We start from the raw sequence: 16,507 nt of genomic DNA, 5'->3' as shown, positions 1-16,507 counted from the left end.
TGGGGTTAAGGGACAGGCGGGTCGGCTTCGGTCAGCNNCCACAGGGAGTCGACGGTCGCCTGGTCGAGGACCACGGTGAGCNGGCCGTTCTTCAGCGAGTTGCCCCGGAAGATGTCGGCGAAGCGGGAGGAGACGACGGCCTTGAAGCCGTAGTTCTGCAGGGCCCACACGGCGTGCTCGCGGGAGGAGCCGGTGCCGAAGTCCGGTCCGGCGACCAGGACGGTGGCGCCCCGCCGCTCGGGGCGGTTGAGGACGAAGTCGGGATCCCTGCGCCAGGCCTCGAAGAGCCCGTCCTCGAAACCGTCGCGGGTGACCTTCTTGAGCCAGTGCGCGGGGATGATCTGGTCGGTGTCGACGTTGCCGCGGCGCAGCGGGACGGCGCGGCCGGTGTGCGTGGTGAAGGCTTCCATGGTGCTTCAGACCCCCGCGAGAGTGGTGGCGTCGGACAGGTCGGCCGGTGAGGCCAGCCGGCCGAGGACCGCGGTGGCGGCGGCGACCTGCGGCGAGACGAGGTGGGTGCGGCCGCCCTTGCCCTGCCGCCCCTCGAAGTTGCGGTTGGAGGTGGACGCGGAGCGCTCGCCGGGAGCGAGTTGGTCGGGGTTCATGCCGAGGCACATGGAGCAGCCGGCGTGCCGCCATTCGGCGCCGGCCTCCTTGAAGACCCTGTCCAGGCCCTCCTCGACGGCCTGGAGGCCGACGCGGGCGGAACCGGGGACGACGAGCATCCGCACCCCGTCGGCGACCCGGCGGCCTTCGAGCACCGCGGCGGCGGCGCGCAGGTCCTCGATGCGGCCGTTGGTGCAGGAGCCGACGAAGACCGTGTCGACCTCGATCCCGCGCAGGGGCTGCCCGGCGGTGAGGCCCATGTACTCCAGGGCCTTCTCGGCGGCGAGCCGCTCCGAGGCGTCCTCGTAGGAGGCGGGGTCGGGGACGGACGCGGAAAGGGGCGCCCCCTGGCCGGGGTTGGTGCCCCAGGTGACGAACGGGGACAGTTCCGCGGCGTCGATGACGACCTCGGCGTCGAAGACGGCGTCGTCGTCGGTGCGCAGGGTCCTCCAGTACGCGACGGCGGCGTCCCAGTCGGCGCCCTCGGGGGCGTGGGCGCGGCCCTCGAGGTACGCGAAGGTGGTCTCGTCGGGCGCGATCATGCCCGCTCGGGCGCCGGCCTCGATGGACATGTTGCAGACGGTCATGCGGGCCTCCATCGACAGCTTCTCGATGGCCGGGCCGCGGTACTCCAGGACGTAGCCCTGGCCGCCGCCGGTGCCGATCCGCGCGATGATCGCCAGGATGAGGTCCTTGGCGGTGACGCCCTCGGGCAGTTCGCCCTCGACGGTGACGGCCATGGTCCTGGGGCGGGTCATGGGCAGCGTCTGGGTGGCCAGGACGTGCTCGACCTGGGAGGTGCCGATGCCGAAGGCGAGCGCGCCGAAGGCGCCGTGGGTGGAGGTGTGGGAGTCGCCGCAGACCACGGTCGTACCGGGCTGGGTGAGGCCCAGCTGGGGGCCGACGACGTGGACGACGCCCTGCTCCACGTCGCCGAGCGGGTGGAGCCGCACGCCGAACTCCGCGCAGTTCGCGCGCAGGGTCTCCAGCTGGACGCGGGAGACCGGGTCGGCGATGGGCTTGTCGATGTCGAGGGTGGGGGTGTTGTGGTCCTCGGTGGCGATGGTCAGGTCGGTCCGCCGCACCCGGCGCCCGCTCCTGCGGAGGCCGTCGAAGGCCTGCGGGCTGGTCACCTCGTGCAGCAGGTGCAGATCGATGAAGAGGAGGTCGGGCTCGCCGTCGGCGCGCCGGACGACGTGGTCGTCCCAGACCTTCTCCGCGAGTGTCCTACCCATCGCTTTCCCTCCGGCCGGCGGGTGAGCCGGCGGTCTAGAGACACGTGTGCCGGCGTCCGGGCCTCCCCGTGGTCCCACGTTCCGGACGGCGGCGGCGGACCGCGGTACCGGGCCACCCCGACCAGACTGGCAAGATTCCGGGAAAACTGAACTTGCGTTTCACAGAATGAGACGTGAATATCGTTGCATGGACAACTCTAGCGGCGTCGGCGTTCTCGACAAGGCGGCTCTGGTTCTGAGCGCTCTGGAGGCCGGCCCGGCCACCCTCGCCGGGCTGGTGGCGGCCACCGGGCTCGCACGACCCACGGCCCACCGGCTGGCCGTGGCACTGGAACACCACCGGATGGTGGCGAGGGACATGCAGGGCCGGTTCATCCTGGGCCCGCGGCTGGCCGAGCTGGCCGCCGCGGCCGGCGAGGACCGCCTGCTGGCCACGGCGGGCCCGGTGCTGACGCACCTGCGCGACGTGACGGGCGAGAGCGCCCAGCTCTACCGCCGCCAGGGCGACATGCGCATATGCGTGGCGGCGGCCGAGCGGCTGTCGGGCCTGCGCGACACGGTCCCGGTGGGGTCGACGCTCACGATGAAGGCCGGTTCGTCGGCGCAGATCCTCATGGCCTGGGAGGAGCCGGAGCGGCTGCACCGGGGCCTCCAGGGCGCGCGCTTCACGGCGACGGCCCTGTCGGGCGTACGGCGCCGCGGCTGGGCCCAGTCGATCGGCGAGCGGGAGCCGGGGGTCGCGTCCGTCTCGGCGCCCGTACGGGGTCCGTCGAACCGGGTGGTGGCGGCGGTGTCCGTGTCGGGTCCGATCGAGCGCCTGACACGGCACCCGGGCCGGATGCACGCCCAGGCCGTCATCGACGCGGCCTCCCGCCTGACGGAGGCGCTGCGCCGCGCGGGCTGACCGCCCGCCCGCGCGCCCGTGGGCCCTCCACCGGTTCTCGTCCCGCCGCTCCGGCGCCGGAACCGCGGGACGAGAACCGGCAGGACGCCCGCCGCCCGCACTCTCCTACGACGCGAGGAAGCCCTCCCCGACTGGGGAGGGCTTCCTCGTGTGGTACCCCCGACCGGATTCGAACCGGCGCTACCGCCTTGAGAGGGCGGCGTGCTAGGCCGCTACACAACGGGGGCGTGGATCACTTGCGTGAAACCGCTGGCCTACCTGGACTCGAACCAAGACTAACTGAACCAGAATCAGTCGTGCTGCCAATTACACCATAGGCCACTGGTGGTTTAGACCAGCTAGTACCCCCGACCGGATTCGAACCGGCGCTACCGCCTTGAGAGGGCGGCGTGCTAGGCCGCTACACAACGGGGGCCCTGGCGATCCTCACCCGATGGTGATCGGGTGTTTTCACCGCGTGGCCATCGGGTGCGACCCGGATGACCTGCAGGAAGGATCTGTACCCCCGACCGGATTCGAACCGGCGCTACTGCCTTGAGAGGGCAGCGTGCTAGGCCGCTACACAACGGGGGCTTTGCAGATGAGCTCTGCGAGCTGGCCTACCTGGACTCGAACCAAGACTAACTGAACCAGAATCAGTCGTGCTGCCAATTACACCATAGGCCACCGGAACGCAACCCCCGAGGGAGATCTTGTTCGGCTTGCGCTCCGGGCTTCCGGCCTTTTCGGCCCGCTTCCCTCGGCGCAGGAAGAACATTACCCGAAGGTGTCCGGCGCTCCAAAACGGGTATCGCCGCGGAGCAGGCCGGGAAGCTGGTGGAGGTCGGTGATCCGGGTCAGCTCGGGGCGGCCGCCCAGGCCGGCGCGGTCCAGCCAGATCCCCAGGAGGCCCGCCTCCGCGGCGCCCCGGGCGTCGATGTCGGGCTGGTCGCCGACGTACGCCACCTCGTCCGGGGCCAGGCCGAGGGTGTCGCAGGCGATGTGGAAGGCGGCCGCCTCGGGCTTGGAGACACCGATGTCGGCGGCGCAGAGCACCGCCTCGAACCGGTCGCGCACGCCGAGGAGGCGGAGCTTGCGGTCCTGGTTGAGGAGAGAGGAGTTCGACAGGACGGCGTGCCGGTACCCGGTCGCGAGGAGGTCCAGGACGGGCACGGTGTCGGGGAAGAGCTCCCACGCTGCCTCGTAGTGCGCCAGGTAGCGCTCGAACCAGGCGTCGGCCTCGCCGTCGGCGAGCGGGGCGCCCAGGAAGGTGCGGACCCGGTCCCGGCGCTGCTCCTCCCAGGTCGTCTCCCCGGCGGCGAACCTCGCCCAGTGCAGGACGGTCGCCTCCCGCCAGCACCGCAGGGCGTCCTCGACGCCGTCGAAACCGCCGGACAGGCCCTCCTCGCGGAGGTGCCGCCGCATCCCGGCGCGGTCGGCGGCGGCGTAGTCGAAGATCGTGTCGTCGATGTCCCAGAGCACCGCGCGGATCGCCATACGCCGACGGTACCGCCGGGATTCCGTCCCCGTCGCGCTTCCGGGAGGCGGGAATCCGGGCGGGACCCGCCCCGGTGGCCCGGGGCGTCGGCGGCGGGGTCCGGCCGGTCCGGCCGCCGCCGCGGTGACCGCGCTCCGCCCGGCGCGGGGGTCTCAGCCGCGGCGGGCCCCGCCGTCCGGCCGCCGCGCCGTCTCCCGGAAGCGCGAGGGCGGGACGCCGTACCTCCGGGTGAACGCCTGCCGCAGCGCCTCCGCGCTGCCGAACCCGCAGCGGGCGGCCACGGCGGCGATCGGCAGGGCGGTCGAGGCGAGCAGGTGCGCCGCGGCCTCGGTCCGGGCCAGCCGTACGTACCGGCCCGGCGTCTGTCCCAGCTGGTGGGCGAACAGCCGGGTGAGGTGCCGCGGCGTGACCCCCGCTCGCGCCGCCAGCGCCTTCGTGCCGAGGTCGGCGCCGGGGTTCGCGGCGATGTGCCGGACGAGTTCCCCGACCGGCCCGCCGCGCGGCGCCGGGGCCGCCGTGAACAGGCTCATCTGCCTCTGGTCGCCGGGCCGCTGCAGGTAGACGACCAGGTCGCGGGCGACCTGCCGGGCCAGTTCGGGGCCGTGGTCCTCCTCGATGAACGCGAGCGTGAGGTCCAGCGCGCTGGTGACGCCCGCGGCGGTGTAGACGTTGCCGTCGCGCACGTAGATCGGCGCGGCGTCGACGGCGACCTCCGGGTGCCGGTCGGCCAGCTCGCGCGCGTACCGCCAGTGCGTCGTGGCCCGGCGCCCGTCGAGCAGCCCCGCGGCGGCCAGGACGGCCGCGCCCGTGCAGACCGACGCCACCCGGCGGCTCTCCCTCGCCAGCCGCCGCACGTGCGCCACGAGCAGCGGGTCGGCCGCCGCCCGCCCGGAACCCACGCCACCGGAGACGACCAACGTGTCCAGGGGGCCGACGAGCCGTTCGAGGGGCCGGCTGTCCAGCGTGAGCCCGGTGCCGCAGACCATCGGCCCGCCGCCCGCGCCGACCAGGCGCACCCGGTACGGCACGGCCGGCGCGCCGATGCCGTTGGCCATGGCCAGCGGCGTCGTCACGCACGCGATGTCGAGCAACTCGGCGGCCTCGTACCCGACCACCGCCACCAGCCGCTCCGCCATGCGGCGAACCCTATGCGGGAAGGACGGGCACCCCAAGGAACCGGACGCCGCCGCGCCCGTCCGTTCCCCGGGTGGCCGGTGCGCCCGGACAGTGGAATCGCAACCGCCCGCCCGGCGAGAGGAGCATCCCGATGACCGGATTCGTGCGCGACGGCGCCCGGCCCGCCCCGGCGCGCCGGCTGCTCCGGCGGTGGCCCGCCCTCACGGCGTCGGCGGTGGTGGTCGTGACCTTCGCGGACGGTGTGCCGCCCGTGGGCCGGCTCGCCGGCCTCCTCGTCGCCATGCCCGTGTGCTACCTGCTCTTCGGGGCGTTCCGCGGGGAGCTGCGCGGCTTCCGCGTCCCGGCCGTCCAGTTCGCCGGCCTCGCCGGCTTCGCCGCGGTGGCGGCGCTGGCCCTGTCCCTCGACGCGGCTTCGGGACTTCGCGTGGTGGCCGCGGGGTGGCTGGCCCACGGGGTCTGGGACCTCGTCCACCACCGCTCGGGCCGGGTCGTCCCGAGGGCCTGGTCGGAGTGGTGCGGGGTCGTCGACGTGGGCGGCGCGCTCGCGATCCTGATCCTCGCGTAGCCGGCCCCGGCGGCCCGCGGAGCCGCGGACGCCCGAGGGGGCGGCGACCGGTGCGCGGTCACCGCCCCCTCGGGCGTACCGGGAGGGTCACCCCGCCAGCTTCGCCAGGGCCGCGTCGATGCGGGCGAGGGTCCTCTCCCTGCCCAGGACCTCCAGGGACTCGAACAGCGGGAGGCCGACCGTGCGGCCCGTGACGGCGACCCGGACCGGGGCCTGGGCCTTCCCGAGCTTCAGTCCGTGCTCCTCCCCCGCCTTCAGGACGGCGTCCTTCAGGGACTCGGGGCTGGACCAGTCGGCGGCCTCCAGCCTGGCGCGGGCGGTGGTGAGCAGGGCCGCGGGGTCGCCCTTCATGGCCTTCTGCCAGGACGCCTCGTCCTCGACCGGCTCCTTCAGGAACAGGAAGTCGACGCTCTGGGTGATCTCGGAGAGGACCGTCAGGCGCGTCTGGGCGTGCGGGGCGATCCGCTCCCACGCCTCGCGGTCGAAGTCCTCGGGGGCCCAGGGGGCGTGCGGGGCCCGGAGCCAGGGTTCGCAGGCGTCGACGAACGCCTTCGTGTCCAGCATGCGGATGTGGTCGGCGTTGATCGCCTCGGCCTTCTTCAGGTCGAAGCGGGCCGGGTTGGCGTTGACGTCCGCGACGTCGAACTTCTCGATCATCTGCCCGATCGTGAAGACGTCCTGGTCGGCGGAGAACGACCAGCCGAGGAGCGACAGGTAGTTCAGCAGGCCCTCGGGGAGGAAGCCGCGCTCCCGGTAGAGGTTGAGGGAGGACTGCGGGTCGCGCTTGGAGAGCTTCTTGTTGCCCTCGCCCATGACGTACGGCAGGTGGCCGAACTCCGGGATCGCCTTGGCGACGCCCAGGTCGATCAGCGCCTTGTACAGGGCGATCTGGCGCGGGGTGGAGGAGAGCAGGTCCTCGCCGCGCAGCACGTGCGTGATCTCCATCAGCGCGTCGTCGACCGGGTTGACCAGCGTGTACAGCGGGGCGCCGTTGGCGCGGACGATGCCGTAGTCGGGGACGTTGTCCGGGGTGAAGGTCAGCTCGCCGCGGACCAGGTCGCGGAAGGTGATCGGCTCGTCGGGCATGCGGAAGCGGACGATCGCCGAGCGGCCCTCCGCCTCGTACGCGGAGACCTGCCCGGCGGTGAGCTCGCGGCAGTGGCCGTCGTAGCCGGAGGGCTTCCCGGCGGCGCGGGCGGCCTCGCGGCGCTCGTCGAGCTCCTCGGTGGTGCAGTAGCAGTGGTAGGCGTAGCCGCCTTCGAGGAGCTTGTCCGCGACCTCGCGGTAGACGTCCATGCGCTCGGACTGGCGGTACGGCGCGTGGGGGCCGCCGACCTCGGGGCCCTCGTCCCAGTCGAGGCCGAGCCAGCGCATCGCGTCGAGGAGCTGCCGGTAGGACTCCTCGGAGTCGCGGGCCGCGTCGGTGTCCTCGATGCGGAAGACCATGGTGCCGCCGTGGTGCCGGGCGAAGGCCCAGTTGAACAGGGCGGTGCGGACCAGGCCCACGTGGGGGTTGCCGGTCGGCGAGGGACAGAAACGTACGCGGACGGTCGCGTTAGCCACGCTTGATCACCTTGTTGGTGAGAGTGCCGATGCCTTCGATGGTGACGGCGACCTCGTCGCCGACGTTGAGGGGGCCGACCCCGGCGGGGGTGCCGGTGAGGATCACGTCGCCGGGGAGCAGCGTCATGGCCTCGGTGATGTGGACGACCAGGTCCTCGATGGAGCGGACCATGTCGCTCGTGCGGCCCAGTTGGCGCTGCGCGCCGTTGACCGTGCACTGGATGGCCAGGTCGCTCGGGTCGAGGTCGGTCTCCACCCAGGGTCCCAGGGGGCAGGAGGTGTCGAAGCCCTTGGCGCGGGCCCACTGCTTCTCGCGCTTCTGGGCGTCGCGGGCGGTGACGTCGTTGGCGCAGGTGTAGCCGAAGACGACGTCCTTGACGCGTTCGCGCGGGACCTCGCGGCACATGCGGCCGATGACGACGGCGAGCTCGGCCTCGTGGTGCAGTTCGTTCGAGAAGGAGGGGTACTCGATGGCGTCGCCGGAGCCGATCACCGAGGTGGTGGGCTTGAGGAAGGCGACGGGCACCTCGGGGACCTCGTTGCCGAGCTCCGCGGCGTGCTCCGCGTAGTTGCGGCCGATGGCCACGACCTTGTTGGGGAGCACCGGCGGCAGGAGCCTGACCTTGCTCAGCGGGACCTTCGTGCCGCTGAGCTCGAAGTCGGTGTACGGGATGCCCTTGATGATGTCGAGGACGAGGTCACCCTCTGCGCCGGGGGCGCTTTCACCCTCGACCGCGCCGAAGGCGACATTGCCGTCGATGGAGAACCTGGCGATGCGCACGGATGCGTGTGCCCCTCACTGAGCTGGCCGGAGTCTGACGCTCCAGGCTAACGCGGGAGGGAGGGCCGGTCCGCCGCACGGCGGTGCGCGCCTCCCGGGCCGCGGGCCGCGCGCACCGGTGCGTCAGCCGGCGGCGGGGGCCGGGGCCTTCATCAGGACCGTGCGGCGGGGGTTCGCGGTGACGGCGGGCAGTTCGGCCGTCGGCTCGGGCAGGAGGCCGGGCTCCAGCCCGGTCGCGTCCTCCAGGTGGGCGAGGGTGGTGCGGCGGGGGTTGGCGATGCTGCGGGCGGTCGTCGTCTTCACGGTGGCTTCGGACCTCGTCGCTCGGCTCGGGGCGGCCGGTTGTCCGGCTCGGGGCGGCTGCGGGGCGCGTTCCGGCCTGTGGCCCACCCCGCTGAAGCGTCAGGCTAAACATCGCGTCACCCGCCAATACATCGAACCGGCCACGACAAGCGTGTGAATTTCCTCACCACTGCACACCCAAGTCGGACATTCCGGATGATTGCCAGGGGGGTGGAAAACGGACATCTCCCCCCGATCCCTTCATTCTGACGCCGATCGCCTCGACTGGTGCAGCCTCCACCCGTAAACGACTCGTTGGAGAAAGTCCGCTTTCTCCGCTTTCGCCCTTGACGGTCCGTACTGGTCCGCGTACACCGGGTGACCGCCCCTGCGCGGTCGGCCACCGCCCTTGTTGGAGATCCGGCACTGTGCTGGAATTCCACGCACCGCCGCTGTGGAGACCGGCGAGCTGGGGCGCACAGGCAGCGCCGAGCGGCGGTGGGGAAGGGGGGATTCCACGCCGGTCACCGACGACCATCCAGGAGCGCAGTCGCGCTCCCACGACGCCGACACCGTCCCGCCCGTTCGCGCGGGGGGACGCCTGGTCCAGAGGTTGCGACGCTAGTGCAGGGACGTTTCAAGAGGGATGGCAGCGCTGCGGCGGAGCAGGAGCCGCGCGGCGGGACCGACCGTGGCTCCTCGCCCCAGCACACCCATGACCCGGGACCGGCGGCCGCCGGCGGCCGCGCTGCGGGCGCGTCGGCCGGGTCCGAGGCGGCGGGTGGCGGCAAGGGACGGAAGCCCGGACGGCGCGACAAGGCGGGCAGGTCCGCCAAGCCGGGGAAGGAACCCAAGGCCGCCGTGCCGGGTGACACCGGTTCGCGAATAGCCCTGCGCAACTGGCGCATCAGCACCCGGCTGGTCTCCCTCCTCGCCCTGCCCGTGGTCGCCGCGACCTCGCTGGGCGGACTCCGCATCCAGGAGTCGATGGAGAACATGGAGCAGCTGGACCACATGCAGCTGCTCACCAAGCTCACCCGCGAGGCTCACCACCTCGCGCAGGCGCTCCAGCAGGAGCGCGACCAGTCGGCGGGCCCGATCGCCAACGACACCCCCCTCACCGACTTCAAGATCAAGGACCCCCGCGACAAGACCGACGCGGCGCAGCGGGCGTTCCTCGACGCCACCCAGGAGATCGGCGACACCCAGGACGACGAGGCGCTGGCCAGTATCCGCGCCAACGTCACGCAGATCGCCAACCAGGTCATCGGGCTCGGCGTGATCCGCAAGGAGGCCTACAAGGGCCAGATGACCTCCGCGACGGTGGGCAAGTACAACCGGCTCATCGAGTCGCTGCTGACCCTGTCGCAGGACATGGCGCAGGCGACCAGCAACCCGGAGATGATCAAGCGCACGCGTGCGCTGGCGGCGTTCTCCTCCGCCAAGGAGTACGCGTCCATACAGCGGGCGATCATCGCCGCCGCGCTGCCCAAGTCCACCTCCGAGAAGGCGGTGATGAACGAGAACGACCGCCAGTACGCCGAGGACGCCCGCGTCAACGAGAACTCGGCCCTCAAGTCGTTCGGTTCCATCTACGAGTCGGCCGGCGGCGACGCCACCGACCTGCTCGGCCCGCTGACCTCAGGCAACCCCGCGATCCAGGCCGCCAACCAGTACGCGGACCGCGTGCTGGGCGAGCAGAACGGGCTCAGCCGCACCCCGGTCCGCACCTACCTCGACTGGACCGAGGAGGCCGAGACCAAGCTGCGCGCCATGGAGACCATCGAGGCCACGCTGCTGGGCGAGATGGAGGGCAAGGCCCGTGAGCTGCGCCAGGAGGCGCAGCGCGACGCGATCATCAACGGCGCCCTGATCATCCTGGTCCTCGGCGTCTCGCTGATCGGCGCCTTCGTGGTGGCCCGGTCCATGATCACCTCGCTGCGGCGGCTCCAGGACACCGCGACCAAGGTCGCCCAGGAGCGGCTGCCCCAGCTGGTCAAGCAGCTCTCCGAGGCCGACCCGCAGGACGTCGACACGTCCGTCGAGTCCGTCGGCGTGCACTCGCGCGATGAGATCGGCAAGGTGGCCGCGGCCTTCGACGACGTGCACCGCGAGGCGGTCCGCCTCGCCGCCGAGCAGGCCCTGCTGCGGGGCAACGTCAACGCGATGTTCACCAACCTCTCGCGCCGCTCCCAGGGCCTGATCCAGCGTCAGCTCTCGCTCATCTCCGAGCTGGAGTCCCGCGAGGCCGACCCGGACCAGCTGTCCTCGCTGTTCAAGCTCGACCACCTCGCCACCCGCATGCGCCGCAACGGCGAGAACCTCCTCGTCCTCGCCGGCGAGGAGCCGGGCCGCCGGTGGACGCGGCCCGTGCCCCTCGTCGACGTGCTCCGCGCCGCCGCGTCCGAGGTGGAGCAGTACGAGCGCATCGAGCTCGCGTCCGTGCCGGCCACCGAGGTCGCCGGCCGCGTCGTCAACGACCTCGTGCACCTGCTGGCCGAGCTGCTGGAGAACGCCACGTCGTTCTCCTCGCCGCAGACCAAGGTGCGCGTCACCGGCCACGCGCTGCCCGACGGGCGCGTGCTGGTCGAGATCCACGACACCGGCATCGGCCTCTCCCCCGAGGACCTCGCCGCGATCAACGAGCGGCTCGCGTCGCCGCCGACCGTGGACGTCTCCGTCTCCCGCCGCATGGGCCTGTTCGTGGTCGGCCGCCTGTCGCTGCGGCACGGCATCCGGATCCAGCTGCGCCCGTCGGACTCGGGCGGTACGACCGCGCTGGTCATGCTGCCCGTGGACGTCACGCAGGGCGGCAAGAAGCCCGGCGGCCCGGGAGGCCCGGGCGGGCTGCCGCAGGGCGGCTCCGGCCGGGCGGCCGGCGGCCAGGGCGGGGCGCAGGGCGGACTGCTGCCCGGTCCGGGCGGCTCCGGCCAGGGCGCCGCGCCGCAGAACCGGCTCGCCGCCGGTCTCGCCGGCGCGCGCGGCCAGACGGCTCCCGGCGGCGGTGCCCGCCCCGCGCTGCCGGGCCGCGACGAGCCCGGCGGCCGCCCGGGCGGTGAGCAGGGCGGCGGGCTGTTCGGCGGGCCCCGGGCGGGGCAGCCCGGCAGGCAGCAGGACGGCCGGGACCGGGACGCCGGGTTCCCCGGTGCGTACGGGGACCGGGGCGGCCAGGGGCAGCAGTCCGGCTCCGCGCAGGACGGCGTCCCCACCCGCTCCGACGTGTGGCAGGGCAACCAGGCCGCGCAGGGCAACCAAGGGCAGCAGTCCGGCCCCGCGCAGGACGGCGTCCCCACCCGCTCCGACGTGTGGCAGGGCAACCAGGCCGCACAGGGCGGCCAGGGGCAGCACCAGCAGCTCCCGCCCTCCGACGGCCGGCGTGCCGAACTGCCGGGCGGCCCGCAGCCCCCGCAGGCCGGGGGCTGGGACGGCGGCCGGGACGGCCGGCACTCCCCGCAGGACGCGCCGCGCGGCCACGAGGAGCACGAGGCGACCGGCCAGTTCGCACGCCCGTCGGAGGACCGTCCGGGCCCCGGCTCCACGGCCGAGTTCCCGCGCCCCGACTTCGGCGCCCCGCGCCCGGACCAGGGCGGACCGCTGGGCGGCCGGGAGCCGCAGGACCCGGCGTCCACCGCGGCGATCCCGCGCCCGGACTTCGGCGCCCCGGGCCAGCCGGCCGGGCTGCCGCCCGCCGGTTCCGGCGACGGCCGCACCCCGCTGTACGACACGCTGGAGACCAACTGGTTCCACGGTCAGCAGGAGGGCGCAGGCGGCGCCCCGCAGGGTCCGGCGCAGGGCCGCCCGGCCGAGGGGCCCTATCCGGCGCACGACCGGACGGCGCCCACCCCGGTCGTACCGCAGCCGCCGCAGTTCGGGCAGCCCCGGCGGCCCGCGCCCGGCCGGCCGGCCCCGGCGATGCCGCAGCAGCGTGCCGACCAGGGCCAGTACGGGGGCCAGGCGGAGCAGGGCCGGCACCGGGGCCAGGGCCGCGACTCCGAAGCCGCGTCGCCGAGCTGGCGTACGACGCCCAACGACGAACTGGTCCGCCAGGCGGAGCGCGTGCGCAAGCCCGCGGCCGGCGGCGTGACGACCTCCGGTCTGCCCCGCCGGGTCCCGCGCGCCAACCTGGTGCCCGGTACGGCCCAGGAGCAGCCACTCCAGTCCGGTCCGCAGGTCTCCCGGGCGCCCGCCGACGTACGGGGCCGCCTGACCAACCTGCGGCGTGGTATCCAGCAGGGACGTCAGGCCGGGTCCGGTAACACCGGTAGTTTCCAGGTCGGCCCCACTCACCAGCAGGAGCGTGAGTTTTGAGCGCGATGAGCCAGGCGGCGCAGAATCTGAACTGGTTGATCACCAGCTTCGTGGACAACACCCCCGGGGTGTCGCACACGGTGGTGGTCTCCGCCGACGGACTCCTGCTGGCGATGTCCGAGGGTTTCCCGCGTGACCGCGCCGACCAGCTGGCGGCCGTCGCGTCCGGTCTGACCTCGCTGACGGCGGGCGCGTCCCGCATCTTCGAGGGCGGGCCGGTCAACCAGACCGTGGTGGAGATGGAGCGCGGGTTCTTGTTCATCATGTCCATCTCCGACGGCTCGTCCCTGGCCGTCCTGGCCCATCCCGACGCCGACATCGGTCTGGTCGGCTACGAGATGGCCCTTCTCGTGGACCGCGCGGGCAGCGTCCTGACCCCGGACCTCCGCGCGGAACTCCAGGGCAGCCTGCTCCACTAGCCCGGCCGGGCGGGTGCGCCCCTCCGCATCCGCCCGCCGCCCTGTGTCATCTACACACCGTCGGCCGTCCCATCCGGCCCCCCACCGGCCCAGTCAGACGGCACGCAGACCACCTGCTGTCACGACCGGAGGATTCATGACCCCGCCCCCCGCCTCTCACGACCCGTACGGTGCGTCGTTCGACGACGCCTCGTACGGGTATGAAGGCGATCAGCCGCTGGTCCGCCCGTATGCGATGACCGGCGGCCGGACCCGGCCCCGCTACCAGCTCGCCATCGAGGCGCTGGTGTCCACCACGGCCGACCCGGCCCACCTCGCCGGGCTGCTCCCGGAGCACCAGCGGATCTGCCACCTCTGCCGTGAGGTGAAGTCGGTGGCCGAGGTGTCGGCGCTGCTGTCCATGCCCCTCGGGGTGGCCCGGATCCTCGTCGCCGACCTGGCCGAGGCGGGCATGGTGGCGATCCACCAGCCAGGAAACGGAGAGGCCGGCGGCACGCCGGACGTGACACTGCTCGAAAGGGTGCTCAGTGGACTTCGCAAGCTCTAGCGGCGGTGCGGCCCGCTCAACCACCAGCGCGAAGATCGTGGTGGCGGGCGGCTTCGGCGTGGGCAAGACCACGTTCGTCGGCGCCGTCTCGGAGATCAACCCGCTGCGTACCGAGGCCGTCATGACATCCGCCTCCGCAGGCATCGACGACCTCACCCACACCGGCGACAAGACCACCACCACCGTCGCCATGGACTTCGGCCGGATCACCCTCGACCAGGACCTGATCCTCTACCTCTTCGGCACCCCCGGACAAGACCGCTTCTGGTTCATGTGGGACGACCTCGTACGCGGCGCCATCGGCGCCGTCGTCCTCGTCGACACCCGACGCCTCGCCGACTGCTTCCCCGCCGTCGACTACTTCGAAAACAGCGGCCTGCCCTTCGTCATCGCCCTCATGGCACGGCTGCGGTGACCGCCGCGCCGCCCGGCGCCCACGGGGCCCGCCGCACCGGTGACCGGTGCGGCGGGCCCCCGCCGTTCCGGCCGCCGCGGCGTCCCGNNNCGGAAACGTGGAAGGACCCCGCACCCGTCGAGGGGTGCGGGGTCCTTCCACGCGTACCTGTGGCGGGGCGTCAGCCCTGCCAGGAGTGCGGCGCCCGGAAGCCGGACTGGCGCTCCAGCCGGCGCCAGCCCGCGGTGGAGCGGACGCGGTGCGCCGGGGCGGCGGGGCGGGCGCCCGCGCGGGCCAGGAGGACGGCGGTGAGGGCGGCGAGCTCCTCGGGCGCGGCGTGGCCCTTCTCGACCCGGAGAAGGGAGGTGTCTGCCAGGGGCGTGGTCACGGGTTCTCCTCGTCGTTACTGCGGGGGGTTGCCGTGCTTGCGGGACGGCAGGTCGGCGTGCTTGGTGCGGAGCATGGCGAGGGAGCGGATGAGGGTCTCGCGGGTCTCGGCGGGGTCGATGACGTCGTCGACCAGGCCGCGTTCGGCGGCGTAGTAGGGGTGCATCAGCTCGGCCTTGTACTCCTTGACCATGCGGGCGCGCATGGCCTCGGGGTCGGCGGCCTCGGCGATCTGGCGGCGGAAGATGACGTTGGCCGCGCCCTCGGCGCCCATGACGGCGATCTCGTTGGTGGGCCAGGCGTAGGTGAGGTCGGCGCCGATGGACTGGGAGTCCATGACGATGTAGGCGCCGCCGTAGGCCTTGCGCAGGATCAGCGAGATCCGCGGCACGGTGGCGTTGCAGTACGCGTACAGCAGCTTCGCGCCGTGGCGGATGATGCCGCCGTGCTCCTGGTCGACTCCCGGCAGGAAGCCGGGCACGTCCAGCAGCGTGACGATGGGGATGTTGAACGCGTCGCACATCTGGACGAAGCGGGCGGCCTTCTCGGACGCCTCGATGTCCAGCACCCCGGCCAGGACCTGCGGCTGGTTGGCGACGACGCCCACGACCTGCCCGTCCAGCCGGGCCAGGGCGCACACGATGTTGCGGGCCCAGCGCTCGTGGACCTCCAGGAACTCGCCGTCGTCGACGATCTCCTCGATGACCTTGTGCATGTCGTAGGGGCGGTTGCCGTCGGCGGGCACCAGGTCCAGCAGCGCCTCGCCGCGCCGGTCGGCGGGGTCCTCGCAGGCGTGGACGGGCGGGTTCTCGCGGTTGTTGGAGGGCAGCATCGACAGCAGGTAGCGCACCTCGGCGAGGCAGGTCTCCTCGTCGTCGTAGGCGAAGTGGGCCACTCCGGAGGTCTCGGCGTGCACGTCCGCGCCGCCCAGCCCGTTCTGCGTGATCTCCTCGCCGGTGACGGCCTTGACCACGTCGGGGCCGGTGATGAACATCTGCGAGGTGTCGCGGACCATGAACACGAAGTCCGTCAGCGCCGGGGAGTAGGCCGCGCCGCCGGCGCACGGGCCGAGCATCACGCTGATCTGCGGGATCACCCCGCTCGCCCGGGTGTTGCGCTGGAAGATCCCGCCGTACCCGGCGAGCGCGGAGACGCCCTCCTGGATGCGGGCGCCCGCGCCGTCGTTCAGCGACACCAGCGGCGCCCCGGCGGCGATCGCCATGTCCATGATCTTGTGGATCTTGGTGGCGTGGGCCTCGCCCAGCGCGCCGCCGAAGATCCGGAAGTCGTGCGCGTAGACGAACACCGTGCGGCCCTCGACCGTGCCCCAGCCGGTGATCACCCCGTCGGTGTACGGGCGCTTGCCCTCCAGCCCGAACCCGGTCGCCCGGTGCCGCCGCAACTGCTCGACCTCCCGGAACGACCCCTCGTCCAGCAGCAGCCCGATCCGCTCCCGCGCGGTCAGCTTGCCCTTGGCGTGCTGCGCCTCGGTCGCCCGGCGGCTCGGTCCGTCCACCGCCCGCTCGCGCAGCGCCTGCAGCTCCGCCACACGCCCACGGGTGTCGGAGGGCTCTCCCCGGGTTTCGTCCACAACGGTCATGCAACGACCCTACGGAGCCGACCGGGCAAATCCCGCCGTTGACTCCGTACAGTCTCCGGACCGATCTGCTGTGCGCCCTGGACAGAACCGCCCCGGAGGGCGGGCGAGGTACCAGCATTCGGCCCCCTCGTGTTGTGGGGTTCCCATAAAGCCCGATGGCGGTACGGAGTCGAGGCGCCCNCGGNCNNGGGGNCGTCCCGGCGGCGCGGGCGNNNCCNCCGNGGGGNNNGCCNGACNNCCGGGGTCCGGGCGGGGAGCCGGGTACGGGCGGCCTCCGGAGCGACCGGGCGGCCGGAAGGGGC

At 73.0% G+C, this 16,507-nt stretch carries 14 protein-coding genes, 5 tRNA genes and 2 pseudogenes; 6 read left to right on the top strand and 15 right to left on the bottom strand.

Annotated elements, in window-relative coordinates; translation table 11 throughout:
• Positions 1-38 precede the first annotated feature (38 nt).
• The 3 genes and pseudogenes from MW084_RS19315 to leuC form a co-directional block, all read right to left on the bottom strand.
• A pseudogene (locus MW084_RS19315) lies at positions 39-81 on the bottom strand (hypothetical protein); the annotation flags it as partial.
• A gap of 1 nt (position 82) precedes the next feature.
• A partial coding sequence (leuD, locus tag MW084_RS19310) for a 3-isopropylmalate dehydratase small subunit (RefSeq protein ID WP_275563710.1) occupies positions 83-410 on the bottom strand: 328 nt, incomplete at its 3' end.
• A 6-nt stretch (positions 411-416) separates the two neighbouring features.
• Complete coding sequence (gene leuC / locus MW084_RS19305; protein ID WP_010472345.1) at positions 417-1,841, bottom strand: 3-isopropylmalate dehydratase large subunit; 1,425 nt, start codon at positions 1,839-1,841, stop codon at positions 417-419.
• Positions 1,842-2,028: 187 nt separating this feature from the next.
• Between leuC and ndgR the strand changes: the two genes are divergently transcribed.
• Positions 2,029-2,745, top strand: a complete 717-nt coding sequence (ndgR, locus tag MW084_RS19300; protein WP_010472344.1) for an IclR family transcriptional regulator NdgR — start codon at positions 2,029-2,031, stop codon at positions 2,743-2,745.
• A gap of 151 nt (positions 2,746-2,896) precedes the next feature.
• Here the strand turns inward: ndgR and MW084_RS19295 are convergent.
• The 7 genes from MW084_RS19295 to MW084_RS19265 all read right to left on the bottom strand — a co-directional run bounded on the left by MW084_RS19295 (position 2,897) and on the right by MW084_RS19265 (position 5,358).
• A tRNA-Glu gene (locus MW084_RS19295) sits at positions 2,897-2,972 on the bottom strand.
• Between the two features lie 22 nt (positions 2,973-2,994).
• Positions 2,995-3,066 (bottom strand) — tRNA-Gln (locus MW084_RS19290).
• Positions 3,067-3,087: 21 nt separating this feature from the next.
• Positions 3,088-3,160, bottom strand: a tRNA-Glu gene (locus tag MW084_RS19285).
• 85 nt (positions 3,161-3,245) lie between these two features.
• Positions 3,246-3,318 (bottom strand) — tRNA-Glu (locus tag MW084_RS19280).
• Between the two features lie 21 nt (positions 3,319-3,339).
• A tRNA-Gln gene (locus tag MW084_RS19275) sits at positions 3,340-3,411 on the bottom strand.
• 90 nt (positions 3,412-3,501) lie between these two features.
• Complete coding sequence (locus MW084_RS19270; protein ID WP_010472343.1) at positions 3,502-4,221, bottom strand: HAD family hydrolase; 720 nt, start codon at positions 4,219-4,221, stop codon at positions 3,502-3,504.
• Between the two features lie 153 nt (positions 4,222-4,374).
• A complete protein-coding gene (locus MW084_RS19265; protein ID WP_010474701.1) occupies positions 4,375-5,358 on the bottom strand; it encodes a GlxA family transcriptional regulator in 984 nt (327 codons plus the stop codon).
• A 131-nt stretch (positions 5,359-5,489) separates the two neighbouring features.
• Here MW084_RS19265 and MW084_RS19260 point away from each other — a divergent pair, with 131 nt between their 5' ends.
• The gene (locus MW084_RS19260) at positions 5,490-5,924 is read left to right on the top strand and encodes a hypothetical protein (RefSeq protein WP_010474702.1); all 435 of its coding nucleotides are present in this window, start codon (positions 5,490-5,492) and stop codon (positions 5,922-5,924) included.
• A gap of 87 nt (positions 5,925-6,011) precedes the next feature.
• Here MW084_RS19260 and gltX read toward each other — a convergent pair whose 3' ends face one another.
• The 3 genes from gltX to MW084_RS19245 all read right to left on the bottom strand — a co-directional run bounded on the left by gltX (position 6,012) and on the right by MW084_RS19245 (position 8,571).
• Entirely contained in the window at positions 6,012-7,487 is a 1,476-nt protein-coding gene (gene gltX / locus MW084_RS19255; RefSeq protein WP_050986852.1) for a glutamate--tRNA ligase, read from the bottom strand.
• Positions 7,480-8,268, bottom strand: a complete 789-nt coding sequence (locus MW084_RS19250; RefSeq protein ID WP_010474704.1) for a fumarylacetoacetate hydrolase family protein — start codon at positions 8,266-8,268, stop codon at positions 7,480-7,482. Before MW084_RS19250 ends, gltX begins: the two co-directional genes overlap by 8 nt.
• 123 nt (positions 8,269-8,391) lie before the next feature.
• A complete protein-coding gene (locus MW084_RS19245; protein WP_010474705.1) occupies positions 8,392-8,571 on the bottom strand; it encodes a hypothetical protein in 180 nt (59 codons plus the stop codon).
• Positions 8,572-9,174: 603 nt separating this feature from the next.
• On the opposite strand from MW084_RS19245, the gene MW084_RS19240 reads away from it, so the two are divergent.
• The 4 genes and pseudogenes from MW084_RS19240 to MW084_RS19225 form a co-directional block, all read left to right on the top strand.
• A complete protein-coding gene (locus MW084_RS19240) occupies positions 9,175-12,858 on the top strand; it encodes a sensor histidine kinase (protein WP_275563709.1) in 3,684 nt (1,227 codons plus the stop codon).
• 5 nt (positions 12,859-12,863) lie between these two features.
• On the top strand, positions 12,864-13,277 hold the full coding sequence (locus MW084_RS19235) for a roadblock/LC7 domain-containing protein (protein ID WP_029553814.1): 414 nt from the start codon (positions 12,864-12,866) through the stop codon (positions 13,275-13,277).
• Positions 13,278-13,413: 136 nt separating this feature from the next.
• Positions 13,414-13,824, top strand: coding sequence for a DUF742 domain-containing protein (locus MW084_RS19230; RefSeq protein WP_010474709.1), 411 nt, complete (start codon positions 13,414-13,416; stop codon positions 13,822-13,824).
• Positions 13,805-14,221 (top strand): annotated as a pseudogene (locus tag MW084_RS19225) (GTP-binding protein); the annotation flags it as partial. The gene MW084_RS19230 and the pseudogene MW084_RS19225, both read left to right, overlap by 20 nt.
• Before the next feature lie 178 nt (positions 14,222-14,399).
• On the opposite strand, the gene MW084_RS19220 reads toward MW084_RS19225, so the two are convergent.
• Both MW084_RS19220 and MW084_RS19215 read right to left on the bottom strand, forming a co-directional pair.
• A complete protein-coding gene (locus tag MW084_RS19220) occupies positions 14,400-14,606 on the bottom strand; it encodes an acyl-CoA carboxylase epsilon subunit (RefSeq protein ID WP_010474713.1) in 207 nt (68 codons plus the stop codon).
• A gap of 15 nt (positions 14,607-14,621) precedes the next feature.
• Positions 14,622-16,205, bottom strand: a complete 1,584-nt coding sequence (locus tag MW084_RS19215) for an acyl-CoA carboxylase subunit beta (RefSeq protein ID WP_010474714.1) — start codon at positions 16,203-16,205, stop codon at positions 14,622-14,624.
• Between the last annotated feature and the right edge of the window lie 302 nt (positions 16,206-16,507).

Origin of the sequence: Streptomyces sudanensis, from assembly GCF_023614315.1 — a bacterium.
Classification (GTDB): Bacteria; Actinomycetota; Actinomycetes; order Streptomycetales; family Streptomycetaceae; genus Streptomyces; species Streptomyces sudanensis.
Note: the sequence above shows the minus strand (reverse complement) of the source record. Positions and strands in the feature narration are given on the sequence as shown.